This window comes from Budvicia diplopodorum, from assembly GCF_009800925.1.
Taxonomy (GTDB): Bacteria; Pseudomonadota; Gammaproteobacteria; order Enterobacterales; family Enterobacteriaceae; genus Budvicia; species Budvicia diplopodorum.
In genome coordinates, this window is the sequence record NZ_WOYF01000002.1 from 267,485 (window position 1) to 285,814 (window position 18,330).

General features: G+C 49.8%; 17 protein-coding genes. 4 read left to right on the top strand and 13 right to left on the bottom strand.

Annotated features, from left to right (window positions below):
- Positions 1 to 130 precede the first annotated feature (130 nt).
- The 5 genes from GVI43_RS03605 to GVI43_RS03625 form a co-directional block, all read right to left on the bottom strand.
- The gene (locus tag GVI43_RS03605; protein WP_159565378.1) at positions 131 to 1,102 is read right to left on the bottom strand and encodes an electron transfer flavoprotein subunit alpha/FixB family protein; all 972 of its coding nucleotides are present in this window, start codon (positions 1,100 to 1,102) and stop codon (positions 131 to 133) included.
- Positions 1,099 to 1,956, bottom strand: a complete 858-nt coding sequence (locus tag GVI43_RS03610; RefSeq protein ID WP_159565379.1) for an electron transfer flavoprotein subunit beta/FixA family protein — start codon at positions 1,954 to 1,956, stop codon at positions 1,099 to 1,101. The genes GVI43_RS03605 and GVI43_RS03610 overlap by 4 nt, the downstream gene beginning before the upstream one ends.
- Complete coding sequence (locus GVI43_RS03615; RefSeq protein ID WP_159565380.1) at positions 1,957 to 3,306, bottom strand: MFS transporter; 1,350 nt, start codon at positions 3,304 to 3,306, stop codon at positions 1,957 to 1,959.
- Positions 3,307 to 3,399: 93 nt separating this feature from the next.
- Positions 3,400 to 4,854: an FAD-binding oxidoreductase gene (locus tag GVI43_RS03620; protein WP_159565381.1), complete on the bottom strand. Its 1,455-nt coding sequence runs from the start codon at positions 4,852 to 4,854 to the stop codon at positions 3,400 to 3,402.
- 69 nt (positions 4,855 to 4,923) lie between these two features.
- Positions 4,924 to 5,709, bottom strand: a complete 786-nt coding sequence (locus GVI43_RS03625; RefSeq protein WP_159565382.1) for an SDR family oxidoreductase — start codon at positions 5,707 to 5,709, stop codon at positions 4,924 to 4,926.
- Between the two features lie 423 nt (positions 5,710 to 6,132).
- Here GVI43_RS03625 and GVI43_RS03630 point away from each other — a divergent pair, with 423 nt between their 5' ends.
- Together GVI43_RS03630 and GVI43_RS03635 are read left to right on the top strand one after the other, a co-directional pair.
- Positions 6,133 to 7,431 carry an MFS transporter gene (locus GVI43_RS03630; RefSeq protein WP_159565383.1) on the top strand — a complete coding sequence of 433 codons (1,299 nt, stop codon included), beginning with the start codon at positions 6,133 to 6,135 and terminating at the stop codon, positions 7,429 to 7,431.
- Between the two features lie 49 nt (positions 7,432 to 7,480).
- Positions 7,481 to 8,929, top strand: a complete 1,449-nt coding sequence (locus tag GVI43_RS03635) for an FGGY-family carbohydrate kinase (protein ID WP_159565384.1) — start codon at positions 7,481 to 7,483, stop codon at positions 8,927 to 8,929.
- Between the two features lie 56 nt (positions 8,930 to 8,985).
- Here the strand turns inward: GVI43_RS03635 and radA are convergent, their stop codons facing one another.
- Both radA and serB read right to left on the bottom strand, forming a co-directional pair.
- Positions 8,986 to 10,365 (bottom strand): DNA repair protein RadA, encoded by a 1,380-nt coding sequence (gene radA / locus GVI43_RS03640; RefSeq protein ID WP_159565385.1) that lies wholly within the window; start codon positions 10,363 to 10,365, stop codon positions 8,986 to 8,988.
- A 481-nt stretch (positions 10,366 to 10,846) separates the two neighbouring features.
- The gene (gene serB, locus GVI43_RS03645) at positions 10,847 to 11,824 is read right to left on the bottom strand and encodes a phosphoserine phosphatase (RefSeq protein WP_159565386.1); all 978 of its coding nucleotides are present in this window, start codon (positions 11,822 to 11,824) and stop codon (positions 10,847 to 10,849) included.
- 128 nt (positions 11,825 to 11,952) lie between these two features.
- Here serB and GVI43_RS03650 point away from each other — a divergent pair, with 128 nt between their 5' ends.
- A complete protein-coding gene (locus GVI43_RS03650) occupies positions 11,953 to 12,612 on the top strand; it encodes an AhpA/YtjB family protein (protein WP_159565387.1) in 660 nt (219 codons plus the stop codon).
- Positions 12,613 to 12,619: 7 nt separating this feature from the next.
- Here GVI43_RS03650 and GVI43_RS03655 read toward each other — a convergent pair whose 3' ends face one another.
- The 4 genes from GVI43_RS03655 to prfC form a co-directional block, all read right to left on the bottom strand.
- Positions 12,620 to 13,399 (bottom strand): TatD family hydrolase, encoded by a 780-nt coding sequence (locus GVI43_RS03655; RefSeq protein ID WP_159565388.1) that lies wholly within the window; start codon positions 13,397 to 13,399, stop codon positions 12,620 to 12,622.
- 192 nt (positions 13,400 to 13,591) lie between these two features.
- The gene (locus GVI43_RS03660) at positions 13,592 to 13,780 is read right to left on the bottom strand and encodes a CsbD family protein (protein WP_159565468.1); all 189 of its coding nucleotides are present in this window, start codon (positions 13,778 to 13,780) and stop codon (positions 13,592 to 13,594) included.
- A gap of 60 nt (positions 13,781 to 13,840) precedes the next feature.
- Positions 13,841 to 14,461: a molecular chaperone OsmY gene (osmY, locus tag GVI43_RS03665; protein ID WP_159565389.1), complete on the bottom strand. Its 621-nt coding sequence runs from the start codon at positions 14,459 to 14,461 to the stop codon at positions 13,841 to 13,843.
- Between the two features lie 545 nt (positions 14,462 to 15,006).
- Positions 15,007 to 16,596: a peptide chain release factor 3 gene (prfC, locus tag GVI43_RS03670; protein ID WP_159565390.1), complete on the bottom strand. Its 1,590-nt coding sequence runs from the start codon at positions 16,594 to 16,596 to the stop codon at positions 15,007 to 15,009.
- Positions 16,597 to 16,892: 296 nt separating this feature from the next.
- On the opposite strand from prfC, the gene GVI43_RS03675 reads away from it, so the two are divergent.
- The gene (locus GVI43_RS03675) at positions 16,893 to 17,207 is read left to right on the top strand and encodes a BON domain-containing protein (protein ID WP_159565391.1); all 315 of its coding nucleotides are present in this window, start codon (positions 16,893 to 16,895) and stop codon (positions 17,205 to 17,207) included.
- Positions 17,208 to 17,270: 63 nt separating this feature from the next.
- Here GVI43_RS03675 and rimI read toward each other — a convergent pair whose 3' ends face one another.
- Both rimI and GVI43_RS03685 read right to left on the bottom strand, forming a co-directional pair.
- Positions 17,271 to 17,711 (bottom strand): ribosomal protein S18-alanine N-acetyltransferase, encoded by a 441-nt coding sequence (gene rimI, locus GVI43_RS03680; protein WP_159565392.1) that lies wholly within the window; start codon positions 17,709 to 17,711, stop codon positions 17,271 to 17,273.
- Complete coding sequence (locus GVI43_RS03685) at positions 17,680 to 18,108, bottom strand: DNA polymerase III subunit psi (RefSeq protein ID WP_159565469.1); 429 nt, start codon at positions 18,106 to 18,108, stop codon at positions 17,680 to 17,682. The genes rimI and GVI43_RS03685 overlap by 32 nt, the downstream gene beginning before the upstream one ends.
- Positions 18,109 to 18,330: the final 222 nt, after the last annotated feature.

Below are 18,330 nucleotides of genomic sequence, written 5' to 3' on the forward strand. Positions count from 1 at the left end.
TAAGAAGCAATAAGACTACTGACGAAATCGCTTAACTTAGTTATTTCGTCAGTTTCGTCCGCAAAAACAGTGCCGGGATATCACCATTATCTAGCGGCCGAAGGACGGCGGCTGTCAGCAGTCTGAATCACTACGATATCTTCTGCTCTAAGCACTTCACCAGCGCATCCAAGACCTGATTCATATCCCCGACTATTCCAACATCAGCCTGAGCAAAAATGGCCGCGTCGGGATCGGTATTAATCGCCACCACCAGCTGACTTTGCCTGATACCAACCGCAAAAGCCGGCGCGCCCGACACCCCAGCAGCGATACACACTTCCGGCGCAATTGATTCACCGGACATCCCAATCAGGCGATTCATCGGGCACCAGGCGTTCATGACTACCGGGCGACTGGCGGCCAATTCAGCGCCCAACGCCGTTGCTATCTGGTGCAGTTTCTGAACGTTCTCCTGACTGCCAGCACCCTGCCCGATGACCAGTATACGGTTAGCCTTACTCAAGGCCGACGAGGCTTCAACCGGCAAATTGTGCTGTTCTATCAGCCAGTCGGGCTGCGCTATTTCACTTTTTACTTCGCTTTTTACCTCACTATGAGGAACATCATAAATTGCGCTAGCCGCTTCACCGCGCCCCTGTCGGGCAACGGCAATACACCACGGCTTAGCCGTTAAAGATAGGCTGGCCAACATGTTATTGGCATAACAGGGTTGCTGAACCTGACACTGACCATCCTGTATTTGCAATTGGTAAACGTCTAAACAGCTGACCCCGCCTAATCGCATCGCCGTTCGGGTAGCTAATTCTGCCGCAAACGCATTGGCGCTAAACAGTAAAAGCTCAGCAGGGTAACGCTGATGGGCCTGAATCAACGCGGGAAGCACGCTTTCTGTTAGCAGGATGTCGGGGATCTTTAACCAAAATACCTGCGAAACAGCATGGTTAAAAACCGGTAATTCCACCGGCTTATTTTCCCGAAACAACAGCCACAGCACGCTTTCATCCCAGTCGGCCTGACTGTGTGACAAACAAAAATTCATCTCTTGCGCTTGCCGAAGCCACGACGGGGAATCGGCATCCAGCACCATTGCCATTTTCATCGGCCTATCCTCCCTTTCAAATACCCCTGATAAAGGCGACTGACCGTTTCCTGCATCGTTTCCTGCATGGTAGTGCTGCTAAGAGTGCCGCTAAGCACCACTCCAGCCCGGCGATTTTGCTGGCGGGTTAACTGCAACACCTGCTTATCACTACGCTGCTGTAACTGTGGCAGGCTTAAACCCAACTCACCCAGCGAATAATCAGCGATAGCTTTCTTTCCCGCCGACAGTTTTTGTTTAAGAGTCGGCACCCGCAACGCGCTGGCCTGAGGCGAATTACCGATCGCCAAAACGGCCGGAGCCGTAATGATAAGCCGCTGAGACCGTTCCTCGGTCTGGCGAATTAAGACTACCCGCTGAGATTCAGGCTGAGCGTCAAAATGGCTAACCTGAGTAATGCAAGGCCACTGCAACAGTTCCGCTAACTGCATGGCAGTCTGCACGTCAAAACCGTCACCGCTCTGCATGCCCATCACGATCAAAGACTGCTCTTCGACCCGATGGTGATAAGCAGCAATGATTTCAGATACGGCCCGTGGATTAAAACGAAAATCGGCCTGAGGCGGTAGATCAACCCGCGCTGCGCGATCGAAACTCAACGCGTAAAGCTGCTTCAGATAGTAATGACTTTTACTATCGCCCACGCTCAGCGCGCTGAGCGCCAGCTCTCCCTCGCCCCAAGCTGAATTCTGTTTTATCATCAACATCAGCTCTGCCGCGCTTTCGTCAAAGCAGTTCAGCATGGTCTGAATAAAGCTAACGTCAATTTGCTGCTGGTCGTCAACCCGCCAGTCCTTCTCAGCCATCATCGACAGATCGGCAGAGGCTCTAAATGCCAATAACATCTTCATCATCTATTTGGCCCCCTGAACCGACGTACGTTTGACCGTCGAGGCGCCCACCAGCGTTAACCCTTTGGTTTCCGGTGCCCACAAAATAGAAACCAATGCGCCAACCAACAGCACGGCAACCAGTATCAGCATGGTGGTTTGGAGTCCTAAAGAGAGAATCGATAGCGGTAATAGCCCGGTACTAATCGCTGAACCTAAACGACTCATGGAGGTCGCAAACCCAACGCCAAGGGAGCGAATATCGGTCGGGAAGCTTTCTGCCGGAAACACGCCAACCAGATTACTGACGGCAGAAATGGTTAGCGTAAAAATGGCGAACAGCAATAGCATGATGCCGGTTTGCCCTACGGGCATCACGGCCAACGCGGCCAGGCTCACGGCCAGAATAAAGAAAGCGGTAATTAAAAATCCGCGCCGGGAACACAGCTGGGTGATGCCGATCCCCATCACCGCGCCGACCATTAATAGCGCATTCAGCAACAGGTCGGTGGTGAAATCTTCCTGTAAGCCCATGGCGCTCAGCATGGCGGGTAAGTAGGTATAAATCGCAAAATATGGAATGACCAAACAGACAAAAAACAGGCTATTAAACGCCGTCCTGCGCCAATAGCGAGATGAGAATAGCGTCAGTATGTGGCGAGAGGTATCGACCGGGATTTCATCGGTTAGCATAACGTTAGCCCCGAAGCAGCGTTTTACCACTTCATGGGCTTCGTCAATTCGCCCTTTGCGCATTAACCAGCGCGGTGACTCAGGCGTGCCCCAACGCAGTATCATGATGCACAGTGCAGGTACCGACGCGGAAGCCAACAGCCAGCGCCAGGTATCGGGCCCGGCATCAGAGAACAGGTGCCCCATAAAGCTGGCCGATACATAGCCAAAGGTCCAGATAACGCTGAAAGAGCCCAATAGCAAACCGCGATGTTTGCGCGGAGAAAACTCAGCCAGCATGGTATGACCAACGGAATAATCGCCGCCAAGGCCAATACCGACCAATACCCGTAGCCAGAACAGTTGCTCGGGCGACGCGACAAAAAACTGTAGCAATGAGGCCAGCGTGATAATTACAAAGCTGAAGGTAAAAATCTTCTGACGGCCAATATGGTCAGAAATCCAGCCTAATACCAGACTGCCTAGAAACAGGCCGAAAAGTGCAGAACTTCCTATCATTCCGACCCAAAAAGACGAAAGAGCCATTTGCGGCTTAATCTGCGTTAACGCAAAACCAATCACACCCAATACGTAGCCGTCCGTCAGGTGGGCACCAAACGTCAGGCCAGCAATCTTAATATGAAAGCGGTTTAGCGGGATGTCGTCCATGCGTACTGGCTTAGGGCGTTGTAATAATGACATTATGATCCCCTTTTTGCAGCAGTGGTCAACCTACCATCATAATAATGAAGCCCCGCCCTACCGCAAAGGGCAGGATGCGGGGCTGACCAGAAGTTACTTCTCAATCGGGTAAATCGTACCGGTATTCATGATGCCATTCGGGTCATATACATCTTTTAATGCTTTCAGAATGTAATAGGCCGAACCGTGTTCACTTTTAGTCCAATGCACCCGATGTTTACCAATACCGTGATGATGAACCATTGAACCGCCAAGCTTAATGGTCTCTTCAACGATGATCTTATTCAGCGGGTTATGGTACTTATCAATTTCCTCTTCAGGCTTGCAGCCCACGACGTTGTAGTCATAGACGAAGTACATATTGGTGCCGTTGATATAGCTGTGGGACGAGTGCCCACCCAGCATAGTAATGTCGTCGGCGTGAGGGAATTCATGGCGAATGCGCTGAATAACGTTTTCATAAATGGCATTAATACAGCTCCAGTCACCGGAAACTTCGGTGGTGAATCCCATATTATTGGTTTTCACGATCTGCTCACGCTCGGCGGCAACCTTTTCCGGCCCCCAGTTTAAATGATTAAACCAGGCTTCAATCAGCCTGCTGTCAACCTTTTTGCATTCAGGATAACGTTTAACAATCGCTTCAATCCCTTCGCCGGTCGCTTTGGCAATGCCTTTAGAGCCTTCAGCCATAAAGATCAGCACACATTTACCTTCGGCAAAATGGGTAAAGTGTTGGGTGCCATCTTCGGCATCGTACAGGCGGGCAATTGACGGGCGATATCCATCCACCATCACTTCTCGCAGGATCTCAAAGCCGGTCTTCATGTTATCCAGAATATAGCCGTAGAACAGGTTATTCTCAGGCATATATTTAAAGATCTTTACCGTAACCTCAGTGATATAGCACAACGCACCTTCATTCCCAATAATCACATGACGGATATCCGGACCGGCAGCGCGCCGTGGAACGTTTTTAATCCGCGTAATGGTTCCATCAGGGAATACCGTTTCCAGCCCGACAACCATGTCTTCAATTGCCCCATACAGGGTAGAAAACTGGCCAATGCTACGGGTGGCCACCAGCCCGCCCATCTGAGCCAGAGGCTTAGACTGAGGCGAATGTCCGGTGGTATAACCCTGAGCCCGCAGCTTATTCTCTAACACTTCCAGCGCCACGCCGCACTGTGCGGTCGCCTGCATGTTTTGGATATCAATTTTGACAACTTTATTCAGACCAGAACCGTCCAGAACCACTGAGTTTTCGACCACAGTTTCCAGACCGCCTTCGGTCGCAGAAGCGCCGGTACGTGGCACACAGTTGATCTTATGCTTATTCAGAAATGCCAGAACGTCAGAAACCTGCTGAGTATCGGCCAATTTGACCACCGCAGCCGGTAACGGTAGGGTGAAAACACCGTGAATATCGGCATATTTCCTAAACCGATCGACGCTGTTTTTCTGCAGCACCTTCTTATCAGTAATAACTCGTTCCGGGCCTACAATCTCTTTTAGCTTCTCAACGATTGCTTCTCTTGTCAGCGACATGTTAAATCCTTCCTGCTTCAGTACGTTTAAATGGCCTAAGCCATGGCTATAGATAAAAACTAAATCGGCTTAACGAACCAAGTACCCACCGTCAACCACCAGCAGATGACCGTTTACATAGTCCGAAGCTCGGCTGGCTAAATAGACCATTGCGCCCATCAGGTCTTGAGTTTCACCCCAACGGTTGGCCGGAATATGGTCAAGTACGCGCTTATTGGTTTCCGGATTTTTACGAGTTTCAGTGGTAATTTCAGTGGCGTAATAGCCCGGGGCAATGCCGTTAACCTGAATGTTGTACTGGCCCAGTTCGTCACAGTACGCTTTGGTAAATCCGGCCAGCGCATGCTTAGTGGCCGAGTAGGCCGGAGACCATTGCCCGCCCAAGTAAGAGAACAGGGAGCAGATATTCACAATTTTGCCGTGGCGTTGGGGAATCATCACTTTGGCGGCTTCATAGCTGAGTTCAAAAGCGGCAGTCAGGTTGATATCAATCATTGGGTCCCAGTCTGCACGGCCAAAATCCAGCACTTTATTTAGCTTACAGATACCGGCATTGTTCACCAGAATATCAACGCTACCGAACGTTTCCAGACACTGGGCAATCACCTTACCCGGTGCCCCTTTTTCGGTAATATCAACCTGCATAAACTCGACTTTAACGCCCTGCTTCTCAATTAATTGGCGGGTTTCGCCTTTATCCATAATGAAGCTTGGAATAAACAGATTGGCACCGGCTTTTGCCAGCGCAACGGCAAAGGCTTGCCCCAGCCCGCTATTACCACCGGTAACGATCGCCGTTTTGCCCTTAAGGGAGAAAAAATCCAGAGAAAACCCATCTAAAGCGCTTAATGACATGATGTAACCCCTTAACGTCCTGATAAAAATCCAAAAAAAAAGAGAAAAGTAAGCTTCCCGCACCGGGCGGAAAGTTACTTTTCTCATAGTCTCTAGTAACTATTTAAAGAAGTAACATATCTGGCGAAGACTTTTCCGTGATACCACTCACAGAATACGATTTGGCAAACTAAACATCGCCCATACGAACAATGCACTCAGCCAAAAAACTTAATATTATTTTAATTATCAACTAAATAGCCAAACCTTGTTTTATCATGGTGGGATTTGTGACAACTCTCACGGAATGTATCAACACCGGCATGTTATTAATTAGCACAGTTACTAGAGATGACGAGAAAAGTAACTTTCCGCCCGGTGCGGGAAGCTTACTTTTCTCTTTTTTTTTGCCCAAAATCAACGAACTACAACTGGGATAACGCCATGCAAAAAGATAATTTTCGCCGTTGGTTAACTCTGGCAATCATCAGTATCAGCGGTGGTGTCAGCTTTGATCTGGCCTACCTACGATACATTTACCAAATTCCAATGGCTAAGTTTATGGGGTTTTCTAATACCGAAATTGGGCTGATCATGAGTACCTTCGGTATTACTGCCATTGTGCTATATGCCCCAAGCGGCGTCATTGCCGACAAGTTTTCACACCGAAAGATGATGACGTTCGCCATGATCGCCACCGGCCTACTCGGGCTATTAATGGCAGTTTATCCGCCGTTCTGGGTGATGATTCTGATACAGGTCGCCTTCGCGATTACCACCATTTTGCTGCTGTGGTCGGTATCCATCAAAGCCGCATCGTTACTCGGCAACCATGAGGAGCAAGGGAAAATCATGGGCTGGATGGAAGGCCTGCGCGGCGTTGGCGTGATGCTGCTGGCGGTGTTCACCATGTGGGTTTTCTCACTGTTTTTACCCGACGACCCTAACAGCCTGAAAACGGTTATTTTGATCTACAGCGGCGTGTACATTTTACTGGGCATACTGTGCTGGTTCTTTGTCAGTGACGGATTCACCGCCCATAACGAAAGCGCCGAAAGCCAGAAAAATATGCCCGCATTTGCCATGTCTGACATTTTGTCAGTGCTAAAAATCAGCACCACCTGGTATTGCAGCATGATTATTTTTGGCGTGTATACCATCTACGCCATCCTCAGCTACTCCACTAACTATCTGACCGAAATGTACGGGATGAGCCTTGTGGCAGCCAGCTATATGGGAATTGTCATTAACAAAATTTTCCGCGCCATGTGCGGCCCGGTAGGTGGCCTGATTACCACCTACGGCCGTTTAAAATCACCCACCCGGGTTATTCAGCTTCTGGCCATCATCAGCGTAATTACGCTGGTGGCGTTGTTGATAACCAACCAGAATCCAGGCTCCGTGGTAGTCGGTATCGGGCTAATCTTACTGTTAGCATTCGCCTGCTATGCCTCACGAGGCCTGTACTTCGCCTGTATTGGTGAAGCCCGCACGCCTCAATACATCATGGGTACTACCGTTGGAATCTGCTCAGTTATCGGCTTTCTGCCTGACGTGTTCGTCTACCCGATCATCGGCCACTGGCAGGACTCGCTGCCACCGGCTGAAGCCTACCGCAATATGTGGCTAATGGGTCTGTTCGCCACCGGTCTGGTGATTGTCTTTACCTTCCTGCTGTTTAACAACATCAAGCGCTCGGGCAGTACCGCTTCCGCCAGAATACCGTTGCAGGCAGAGGAATAACCAGACTATTAACATCGCATAATCATTAAATTTATAACGGAGCGATAAAATGAGTAACAAGTATTTGATGGGCGTGGATGTCGGTACCCAAAGCGCAAAAGTGGTGATTTTTGATTTAAACGGCAATGTTATCTGTGAAGGAAAGCAGGCATTGCGCAAAATGGACATTCCGGCACCGCTGTTAGCCGAACACCCCGATGATGACCTGTGGGATTCGCTGAAAATTGCTTTTACTCAGGCAATGGCCGGATTTAAAAAACGGGGCGGGCAGAGCCACGAGATTCTGGCGATGGGCGTTTGTATTATCCGCTGCTGCCGGGTGCTGCTAAAAGAGAACGGCGAGCTGGCCTATCCTGTGATTAACTGGATGGATAAACGCCTGAATAAGCCCTATGAGTATATCGACGCCTATAAGGGTGTGCGCTACATCACCACCACCTCGGGGTATATAACCCATCGTCTGACCGGTGAGTTTAAAGATACCTGCGCCAACTACATTGGCTGGTGGCCAATGGATAACGATGCGCAGGACTGGAGTACCGATCCTGAGGCGTGGAAAAGCTGTAATCTGACCCGCGACAGCGTACTCGACGTGGTTAAGCCGGGCGAGATTCTGGGCCATCTCACCGAGCTGGCAGCGCAGCAGCTGGGGCTTCCTGCCGGGATCCCCGTCGTCGCAACCGCTCATGACAAAGCGGTAGAAGCGCTGGGAGCCGGATCGCTGGATGAAGGGGTAGCCCTGATCTCGTTGGGTACCTATATTGGTGCCATGGTTCATGGTCATGCCAACGTTAAAGATGCGCAAAACTTCTGGCCATTTCAGGCATCCATTCCCGGCCGTTATCTGTACGAATGCATGGGTGTACGCCGTGGGATGTGGACGATTAGCTGGTTTCGCGATCAGTTTGGCGCAGCCGCGCTGGCCGAAGCCGCAAATAAAGGACATAGCATTGAAGAGCTGTTGAACCTCGAAGGTTCAAAGGTTCCTGCCGGGTGTGAAGGGCTATTTACCGTACACGACTGGGCACCGCCGTCAGAAGCAGAATTCCGTAAAGGCGCGATGATTGGTTTCGACGGGCGACATACCCGCGCACATATGTATCGCTCAGTGCTAGAAGGTATTGCCTTCACCATGAAGAATCATATGGATAAAATGGCGGCCGAACTCAAGGTTCCGTTCAAAAGCCTGATTATTTCCGGCGGCGGTGCCAACAGCGACCTGTTTATGCAAATCTTCGCTGACGTATTCGGCATTCCGACCAGCCGTAATCTGATGAACGGTTCAGCCGCCATCGGCTGTGCGATTAATGCAGGAATGGCGATCGGAGCCTTTGATAGCTACCAACAGGCGGCTAAGAAATTAGTCAGGATGGGCGACAGCTTCGCGCCAAATATGGAAAACCATCGCTTCTATAGTTCCCTTAACCACGAGGTTTATCAGAAAGTGAATCAGTATCTTGACCCTCTGCTGCAATCGTTAAGTCCGCTGGTCGACTAAGCGAGCTAGTCAGGGTATCGGGAAATTATTTCCGATACCCTGCCCTATGGCGCGTTTTAGAGATCGTCCAGTACTGACAGCGCGTCTGACAGTTTCTTCACGCCAAAGACTTCCATTCCCGGCGTTTGCTTTTTGGGTACGTTGGCAAACGGCACAATTGCCCGCTTAAAGCCATGCTTTGAAGCTTCTGAAATCCGTTCCTGACCGCTGGGTACCGGGCGAATTTCACCGGCTAGCCCCACTTCACCAAACACCACTAAATCTTCAGGCAACGGCCGATCGCGCAGGCTGGATACCAAAGAGAGCAACAGCGCCAAATCAGCGCTGGTTTCGGTTACCTTTACGCCGCCAACCACGTTAACAAACACGTCTTGGTCGGCCATCTGTAAACCGCCGTGGCGATGCAGCACCGCCAGCAAGATAGCTAAACGGTTCTGCTCTAAGCCAACGGCCACGCGGCGAGGATTAGACAACATCGAGTGGTCCACCAACGCCTGAATCTCAACCAACAGCGGGCGAGAACCTTCCCACACTACCATCACAGAGCTGCCGGAAGTCACTTCATCGCCCCGGCTTAAAAAAATTGCCGACGGGTTGCTGATCTCTCTCAGCCCTTGCTCAGTCATGGCAAAGACTCCCAGCTCATTCACCGCACCGAAACGGTTTTTATGGCTACGCAGGGTCCGGAAGCGGGTGTCAGAGTCGCCATCCAGCATCACCGAACAGTCAATGCAGTGTTCGAGAACTTTGGGACCGGCCAGAGAACCGTCTTTGGTCACGTGGCCGACCATAATAATCGCCACGCCTTTGGTTTTAGCGAAGCGGGTCAGATAGGCGGCCGTTTCACGCACCTGCGCCACGCTACCCGGAGACGACTGGATGTCGGCCATATGCATCACTTGAATAGAGTCGATCACCATCAGCCTTGGCTGCTCCTGTTCGGCGATCAGGCAAATCTGCTCAATGCTGGTTTCTGACAGCATCTGCACGTTTTCCGTTGGTAAACCAAGACGGTGCGCGCGCATTGCTACCTGCTGTAGAGACTCCTCACCGGTGACGTACAGCGTTTTCATCTGCCCGGCCAGCCTGCATATGGTTTGCAGCAATAACGTACTCTTACCGGCTCCCGGGCTACCGCCAATCAGAATGGCACTGCCCGGCACCACCCCACCGCCCAGCACCCGATCAAACTCAAGAAATCCGGTAGAGAACCGCGGCAGCTCTTCCAGACTAATTTCCGACAGCTTCTGCACCTTACTGATGCCACCGTCACCCGCATAGCCGGTAAAACGATCGGTTCTGGCCGATGAAGCCGCAGCGAGGCGAATCTCAGTAATGCTATTCCAGGCATTACAGGCACTGCACTGCCCCTGCCAGCGCGGATAGTCAGCCCCACACTCATTACATACAAACGCTCGCTTCACGGGCTTAGCCATGGATTACCTCTGGATCTATCTATTTAGTTAATAATAAAAATGGAAAAAGCCTGATAGCACAATTCTCTTTGTCTTTGCTCTTCATGCCTTTGCCCTTCATGCCGTTGACCTTCCAACGAGCACTTGAACTCAGTCGACATAAACAATTTGCTAGCATGAGCAGCATGGATGCTGCGAAAGGCAGAGCGACGTCTGACAAAATTGTAGGAACAATTTTGAACAGCACTTCAGTGCTGACCCTGAAAGGGCGAGTCTCAGGGATGAGACGAGTACTCCGGCTCTCTGCCGGTGCGTTAAGGCAAATTTTTTGTGGAGGGAAGTCGCCTAGGCGACCTGAGTTCCCGTGCGAAAGCGCGGGTGCAGGGTGCGCGCCCGCATCCTGCTCGGCCGTGTACGCATAAAGCCGAGACAGACGCACTACTTTTGACGGACGAAATATACGCAGCTCTAGTTAAAATACGACCAAGAACCGCCCTTCCCCCTACCGCCCCTCATTATTCAAACTCGCCGACAGAATACACATCACACCCAACAGATCCGCATGCCTAATCCCAACTTTGGCCTTCGAATACACTTTCGGCTTAGCATGATAAGCAATCCCCAGCCCGGCAACCTTAATCATTTTTAAATCATTGGCCCCGTCGCCAATAGCCACGGTTTGCCCTATGGGAATATCCAGAGACTCCGCCAGTTCCTGCAGGGTATGGGCTTTAAACTTGGCATCAACGATAGGACCAACGACCTTACCGGTCAGCTTCCCTTGTTTAACCCCAAGCTGGTTAGCCGCGGCTGAAATCAGGCTCAGCTTCTCACGCAGGTAATCGGCATAATAGGTGAATCCGCCGGAAGCAATAGCGACATGCCAACCGAGCTCATGCAGCCCGCTCACCAACGAGGTTAAACCCGGCATCAACGGGAGATTATCTCTAACCTGATCTAAAATTGCCGCGTCGGCACCTTTTAACGTAGCCACCCGTTGGCGCAGGCTCGCTGCAAAATCCAGCTCACCGCGCATAGCCCGCTCGGTAACTTCAGCCACCTGTTCGCCGACGCCAGCCAGCTTAGCAATTTCATCAATACATTCGATTTCAATGGCGGTTGAATCCATATCCATCACCAACAGGCCGGGTGAACGCAATGACGGCAAATTGCTCATCTGAGCGACATCCAACTGATATTCATCGGCAATTTTCTTGGCCTTCGCCGACAGTATGCCAGCAAGGCGGATCACCTGATAATCATCCACGCTCCAGGCAGAAACCACCACTAACGGATCGCACAAACGACGCTGGAAACCGGCCAGTCGTTGCTTATCTAAACCTCTGCCGTACAGTAGCCATCCGGTATGTCCGGCCCAGTAATCAAGCGGCATCACTTCATCGCCGCTTAACGATAGCGGAAGTCCGGGCCAGCAATCAATTTCGGCGGGCAAATCGCTATAGGTCAGGCTAATCGGCATTACTACAACTCCTTAGAAACGGGAAAAATCCAGTAAAAATTTGATTCAGCGACAAAACAGCGTCTCAAGCTATCCTAACGGATAGAGTTCTGGCAACATAAAACGTCTTCGTACATTAAGGTAGTGGCATGATCAAACGGCTCAAGTTTAGGCGCAATCTGCATCGGGTAGCTATTATTTTGTTTTGCCTGACTTTATTAATCGTTCTGATGCAGGGCGTAGCCTATTTCAGCTTAAACAATCAGGCAGCACAAGCTAAACGGTCACAAGAATTAACCCGATCGTTAGCAGAACAGATAGCATTCACCCTGGCTCCGCTGCTGGACGGAACCATTGACGCCGCTGATGAACAGCAAATCAAGGCTATTCTACAACACCTGACGCAGCATAGTCGGATACTTGATGCATCGGTGTACAAAGTTGACGGAACGCTGATTGCGCAGGAAGGCGATCAATCCAGCCTCAGGGAGCGCTTAGCTACTGCCGAACGGCAACAAATAGTGGAAACGATCAAGAGTAAAGAGGGGCCCGTCGGCTTTATTCGCCTGACGGCCAACACCCAACCGTCAAAGGCTGAATCCCAACAGGTTAAACATACCGTTAATATGCTCCGGCTGATGCTATTGCTGGCTACGGTAATCGGCCTGATAGTGGCTTATACGCTGCTGGCCCATCGACCCACCGCAAACAACGGCAAACTCAAGAATATTATTGATGCCGCCCAACGGCCAGAACCGATTAAAACGGCCAAGAAGAAACAGCCGCATAAAAAGAAACCCTACCGATAATATCGAATCAGGCTGGCCAGAATAACGCCATACTGTTGGCATAAAGCTGGTCAGCGATCTGTTGCGAAGGCTCTGAACGTAATAAACACAGCTGCTCAAACACCAGTCGGATGCGTTCCGGTCGATTAGGCTGCCCCTGAAACTCCGACAGCGGCATGTCGGGCGCGTCGGTTTCCAATATTAATGAATCCAGCGGCAACTCCGCCATAACCTTTCGGGTTTTATGCGCCCTTTGATAGGTAATTACCCCCCCCACCCCGATTCGATACCCCAGCCGGATAAAAGCCAGAGCCTGTTCCAAACTGCCGGAAAAGCCGTGTACCACACCGGCCCGGGCCTGCTTAGCCTGACGAAGCATTTTAGCCAGCCGGTCGTGAGTGCGGCGAGAATGGAGAATCACCGGTAGGTCATAGCGGTTAGCCAGCTTTAGCTGCTCAGATAAAATCCACTGCTGTCGTTCAGGCTGAGGATCGTCCATATACTCATCCAACCCGATCTCGCCCACGGCAACCAGCCCCTGCGAGTTGCCCTTCAGCAAGGCCTCTAATGCCGCTAACGAATCTTGATTATGCCGCGCGATATACAAAGGATGCAGCCCAAAAGCCCCGTAGATCATCGGAAACTGCTGGCTCAGGCGAAGAATATCGTTAAACCTATCAGCGCTGACCGCAGGCACAATAATACGCGCTACGCCGGCCTTTGCCGCCAACGCAAGGCTACTCTGCTCATGGTGAACAAAAGGAGGAAAATCGAAATGACAGTGGGTATCAATAAAAACCGGGCCCATACAACCTCTGATTACTGGCCCATCCGGTCGAGCGGGTTCTGATATTAAAGGAGGCGTTAATCATATCCAGCCGACTCTCCCGTTTGGCCGGAAAATAAACCAGAGCTATTTTCCCCGGCCAATAAGGCGGGTAGGCCAACGGTTCAATACTAACCGGCGTAACGGGCACTCTGTTTCCCAAACGTAAAATCCTTAATGTTCAATCCTTGACTCAGAGGATACCCTTTCTTGCTCCTTTCCGTAATCTTCTTGTAGGATCCCGGATAGCCAATCGCTGTTTCCGGCAAAATATTCGCCGTCACTGTCTGCTATCTCTGCCCACCATAAACGGAAAGAGCCTTTCCACTGCTTCAGTCTGCCGACAATAATGTCACTATTCATCATAATAACCTCCGGTTCAGACATTCGGTAAAGCAGTCGCCTGCTTTACCGATACATCGACTATTTTGCTGCTTTTACAACCAAATCGTTTTCAACGCTTTTAACACCATCAACCAGTTTGGCAATTTTCTCGGCCTGTTCAGACTGAACTTCTTTCTCAACGGTACCGCTTAACTTAACCACACCATTGCTGGTTTGAACCGTAATATGACGTGACGGAACTGCCTTATCGGCCAGCATTTTCGCTTTCACTTCGCTGGTAATTGCAGAATCGCCAACATACTCACCCACGGTGTCATTTTTGCCTTTCTGAACTTTAAGCTCATTTTTCACTGATTGAACGCCTTCAACCAGTTTAGCGACGCCATCAGCCTGAGAAGACTGCTCTTTGCTGCTAACAAAGCCGCTGAGCGTTACCACACCGCCGGTAGTTTTAACTTTGATATCGGTACTACGGATGCTCTTTTCGTTCAGTAATGCGCTTTTTACTTTAGCGGTGATTGAACTGTCATCCATATAGTTATCAACTTTCTTCATTGAGTTATCGATAGAATTACCGACTTTATCAACGGCGTTTTCAGCCTTAGTTGCTACTGTCTCTTCGGCAAATGCAACACCGCTCATAACAACGGTACTTAATACGGCAGCGATAATAGAACGTGAGAAGGGTACATTTTTCATGGATGATTACCTTTAAAATTAAACGGTAAGAGCGGATAGCCTAAGGCATATAGCCTATGCGCTACCCGGCCAAAACAATCAACCCGGTGCTTAAGCTAATTGTCTAACGAGTTAGACAAAGCAATTATCGGGCCAACAAAAAATAACATTATAGAATCAATATATTAGAAATTATTTCCATTTATAGTCTGAAAGAATGTCACCATACGACGACAAATCTCAATATATCCATAACATTTAAATAACAATAATTTTTAACCAATTAAGATTCATAACGTTTGCATGTCGCTTATTGGCAACACCCCGATAAATAGGCTATTGGAATGGCCAGTAAGTACAAATGACAGCACTTTAAATATAGGCCAGTCGTGAACAGAATGTTGTATAGATCACATTTTTCTTGGCGGCCAGCGTAAAGCCATATTGGCAGAAAGCGGTAACCGTCTTGATATTGTGGCAATAAAACAAAAAAGCCTGTCATATCATGACAGGCTTTGTTTCATTCGCTTACAAAACCCGGGCGGTAGCCGGGCCCGGATTTAACATTAATGTTCGCGGGTCTTACGGAAAATAACCTCAGGGTAGCGTTCCTGAGTTAAGTTAAGGTTGACCATGGTTGGCGCGATATAGCTGAGGTTATCACCGCCGTCTAATGCCACGTTCAGCTCGTTCTTACGCTTAAACTCTTCCAGCTTTTTCGCATCACCACATTCGATCCAGCGGGCAGTGGAAACGTTAACTGACTCATAAATGGCTTCAACGTTATATTCACTCTTCAAACGAGCAACCACCACGTCAAACTGCAGAATGCCCACCGCACCCACGATTAAATCGTTATTAGCCAGCGGACGGAAAACCTGAACCGCCCCCTCTTCAGACAGCTGAACCAGACCTTTTAACAGCTGCTTTTGCTTGAGCGGATCGCGCAGGCGAATACGGCGGAACAGCTCAGGCGCAAAGTTAGGAATGCCGGTGAACTTCATATCTTCACCCTGCGTGAAGGTATCACCAATTTGGATCGTGCCGTGGTTGTGCAACCCGATAATATCGCCCGGAAACGCTTCTTCAACGTGTGAACGGTCGCCGGCCATAAACGTTAAGGCATCGGAGATAACCACGTCTTTGCCAAGCCGCACCTGACGCAGTTTCATGCCTTTCTCATAGGTGCCTGACACTACGCGCAAGAAGGCTACGCGATCGCGGTGTTTCGGGTCCATATTGGCCTGAATCTTAAATACGAAGCCGGAAAACTTCTCTTCTGCCGCAACCACTTCACGCACGTTAGTATCGCGAGGCATCGGAGCCGGAGCCCAGTCAACCAGACCGTCTAACATATGGTCTACGCCGAAATTACCTAATGCTGTACCAAAGAACACCGGAGTTAATTCACCGGCCAAAAAGGTCTCGTGGTCAAACTCATGGGAAGCGCCTTTCACCAGCTCTAGCTCATCGCGCAGCTGAGCCGCTAAGTCTTCACCCACCGCCGCGTCTAAATCAGGGTTATCTAACCCTTTAACCACGCGGACTTCCTGAATGGTATGGCCTTTACCGGACTGATAAAGATAGATTTCATCTTTATACAGGTGATAAACCCCTTTGAACGACTTACCGCAGCCAATCGGCCAGGTAATGGGCGAGCACATAATCTTCAGCTCGCGTTCCACTTCGTCCATCACTTCCATGGGATCGCGAATTTCACGGTCCAGTTTGTTCATAAACGTCAGAATTGGCGTATCGCGCAGGCGGGTAACTTCCATCAGTTTTCGCGTGCGATCTTCTACACCTTTCGCCGCATCAATCACCATTAAACAGCAGTCAACGGCGGTCAGCGTGCGGTAAGTATCTTCAGAGAAGTCTTCGTGCCCCGGGGTATCCAGCAGGTTCACCAAGCAAGATTTGTAGGGAAACTGCATTACGGAGGTGGTAATGGAAATACCGCGCTGCTTTTCCATCTCCATCCAGTCGGACTTAGCGTGCTGATTGGAGCCGCGCCCCTTCACCGTACCCGCCGTTTGAATGGCGTTGCCGAATAATAATACTTTTTCAGTAATCGTGGTTTTACCGGCATCCGGGTGGGAAATTATGGCAAAAGTGCGTCGGCACGCGATTTCAGCGGCTCTTGAGGTATCTTTCATCTACTGTTCTCTGAAGGCACACGGGGTGTACAAAACGGAATAAACATTAATTGGCGGGAATTTTACACGCATGGACAACGAAAGGATAGGCAAACGGCCTTATGTTGCGGCAAATATCCTAATATCGGCAAGCAGATAGCCAAATACAAAAATCGAATAATTCGCAATCGATATATTTAATTACTATATTAAAAAGGTAATTTGAGTATCACCATGCCACTAAATAATGCATCAAGCGGCCGTGGATAATATTTAAACAAGTGAGTTATTTCTCATTCCTATAAGGAGCACTAAAGATGAAGATTGCAAAGGCACTCACCGCTCTATTTGGCGCTATTGTCATGACGATGGCGGTAGCTGGCTGCTCACCTACGGCAAAAACCGAAGGCACCGGCGGCTATATTGATGATTCAGTAATCACCACCAAAGTTAAGGCTGCGCTGTTAGGGCAAAAAAGCATTCAATCAACGCAAATCACCGTAACAACCTTCAAAGGTAAAGTGCAGTTAAGCGGCTTTGTCAGATCGCAAGATGAAGCAAAAGAAGCCGTTGACGCAGCGAAGACCGTGGTTGGCGTGCACTCGGTAGAAAACGATCTGCTGGTCAAATAGTCAATAAAAAGGCGCGAGTATGATTAAATAACTCGCGCCCTTTAACATTATTGTCGTTGTTTATCAGAGCGCTAGCGCCATAACAACGGCGTCTTCCCTGCCGTTAGCACTCGGGTAATAGCCCCTTCTGACCGTCGCTTCGTTAAAATCAAAAGATTGATACAGTGCTATCGCCCCCTGATTAGACGCCCTGACCTCAAGCCATAGCGTCATTACGCCTCGTTGAAGCAACTCGTCGATCAAATGCTGTAGCAGTTCACGCCCGAGGCCACGACGCTGGTAGTCAGGATGTACCGCTATATTAAACAGCGTAGCTTCATCTAAAACCACTTGAGTAATGGCGAAGGCCGCTATTTGACCATCAACGCACAGCTTCAGATTGAGGTAGCGATCGCCCTGATTACCGCTAAGCGTTTTTTCTGTCCATGGAAAAGCGTGGCTGGCGAGTTCGATCCGGTATGCCTGCGCTAAATCACTCTGCGTGAGGGAAGAAATTATATTCATCGTGACAAATCTGCTGCCATAGTGCACGTTTAGCGCTGGCGTTATCAGCCAGCTCGGTAAGAGACGGGCTGGTTAAAGTAGGTAAACTGGCGACAAAGGCAGGAAGTTCAGGCGGTTCATCTAACCCCATAAGCCAAAAAGCACAGTGAGCGTTTTCCGGTATCATCATCGCCTGCTCCGGCGTTAAGCAATAAACCTGCTCCTGGCTCAGAGACATCGCGCGTAAAATATCCTGCAACAAAAGCGAAGTAAACGCAGGGGGCGTTTGGGCCAAGAGCACAACCCGAACGTTATCGGACAGAACGATTGCCACTTCACCGTGGAGCGCTGCCGGGCGCCTCAGTTGATATTGCCTGATGCCCATCTGCTGTAATTGCCAGTCGCGCCGTGATGTGATCATGAATTCGCTGTCTGTTCCCATAATTGATAATATAAATGATAAGCTAGTTAATAGTTAACGCTGCTTTTAATGATGATTTACCGTTAAGCTGCGCTATGCTAACAAACCCGTCGAACATCCGCTACGGAACAATGGTATTAAAAACCAGTACAGAGGCGGAGTTGGCTTAGTAATTCGATTATGATCCATATTGACTGTGGTAAACTTTTTGAACGCTAT

Bases quoted from the DNA above. Each gene is read 5' to 3' on its own strand.
- GVI43_RS03655 (WP_159565388.1), bottom strand. From the start codon at position 13,399: ATGGGCCCGGTTTTTATTGATACCCACTGTCATTTCGATTTTCCTCCT.
- osmY (WP_159565389.1), bottom strand. From the start codon at position 14,461: ATGAAAAATGTACCCTTCTCACGTTCTATTATCGCTGCCGTATTAAGT.
- GVI43_RS03675 (WP_159565391.1), top strand. From the start codon at position 16,893: ATGAAGATTGCAAAGGCACTCACCGCTCTATTTGGCGCTATTGTCATG.
- GVI43_RS03630 (WP_159565383.1), top strand. From the start codon at position 6,133: ATGCAAAAAGATAATTTTCGCCGTTGGTTAACTCTGGCAATCATCAGT.
- radA (WP_159565385.1), bottom strand. From the start codon at position 10,365: ATGGCTAAGCCCGTGAAGCGAGCGTTTGTATGTAATGAGTGTGGGGCT.
- GVI43_RS03650 (WP_159565387.1), top strand. From the start codon at position 11,953: ATGATCAAACGGCTCAAGTTTAGGCGCAATCTGCATCGGGTAGCTATT.
- serB (WP_159565386.1), bottom strand. From the start codon at position 11,824: ATGCCGATTAGCCTGACCTATAGCGATTTGCCCGCCGAAATTGATTGC.
- GVI43_RS03660 (WP_159565468.1), bottom strand. From the start codon at position 13,780: ATGAATAGTGACATTATTGTCGGCAGACTGAAGCAGTGGAAAGGCTCT.
- GVI43_RS03620 (WP_159565381.1), bottom strand. From the start codon at position 4,854: ATGTCGCTGACAAGAGAAGCAATCGTTGAGAAGCTAAAAGAGATTGTA.
- GVI43_RS03615 (WP_159565380.1), bottom strand. From the start codon at position 3,306: ATGTCATTATTACAACGCCCTAAGCCAGTACGCATGGACGACATCCCG.
- prfC (WP_159565390.1), bottom strand. From the start codon at position 16,596: ATGAAAGATACCTCAAGAGCCGCTGAAATCGCGTGCCGACGCACTTTT.
- GVI43_RS03635 (WP_159565384.1), top strand. From the start codon at position 7,481: ATGAGTAACAAGTATTTGATGGGCGTGGATGTCGGTACCCAAAGCGCA.
- GVI43_RS03610 (WP_159565379.1), bottom strand. From the start codon at position 1,956: ATGATGAAGATGTTATTGGCATTTAGAGCCTCTGCCGATCTGTCGATG.
- GVI43_RS03605 (WP_159565378.1), bottom strand. From the start codon at position 1,102: ATGAAAATGGCAATGGTGCTGGATGCCGATTCCCCGTCGTGGCTTCGG.
- rimI (WP_159565392.1), bottom strand. From the start codon at position 17,711: ATGAATATAATTTCTTCCCTCACGCAGAGTGATTTAGCGCAGGCATAC.
- GVI43_RS03625 (WP_159565382.1), bottom strand. From the start codon at position 5,709: ATGTCATTAAGCGCTTTAGATGGGTTTTCTCTGGATTTTTTCTCCCTT.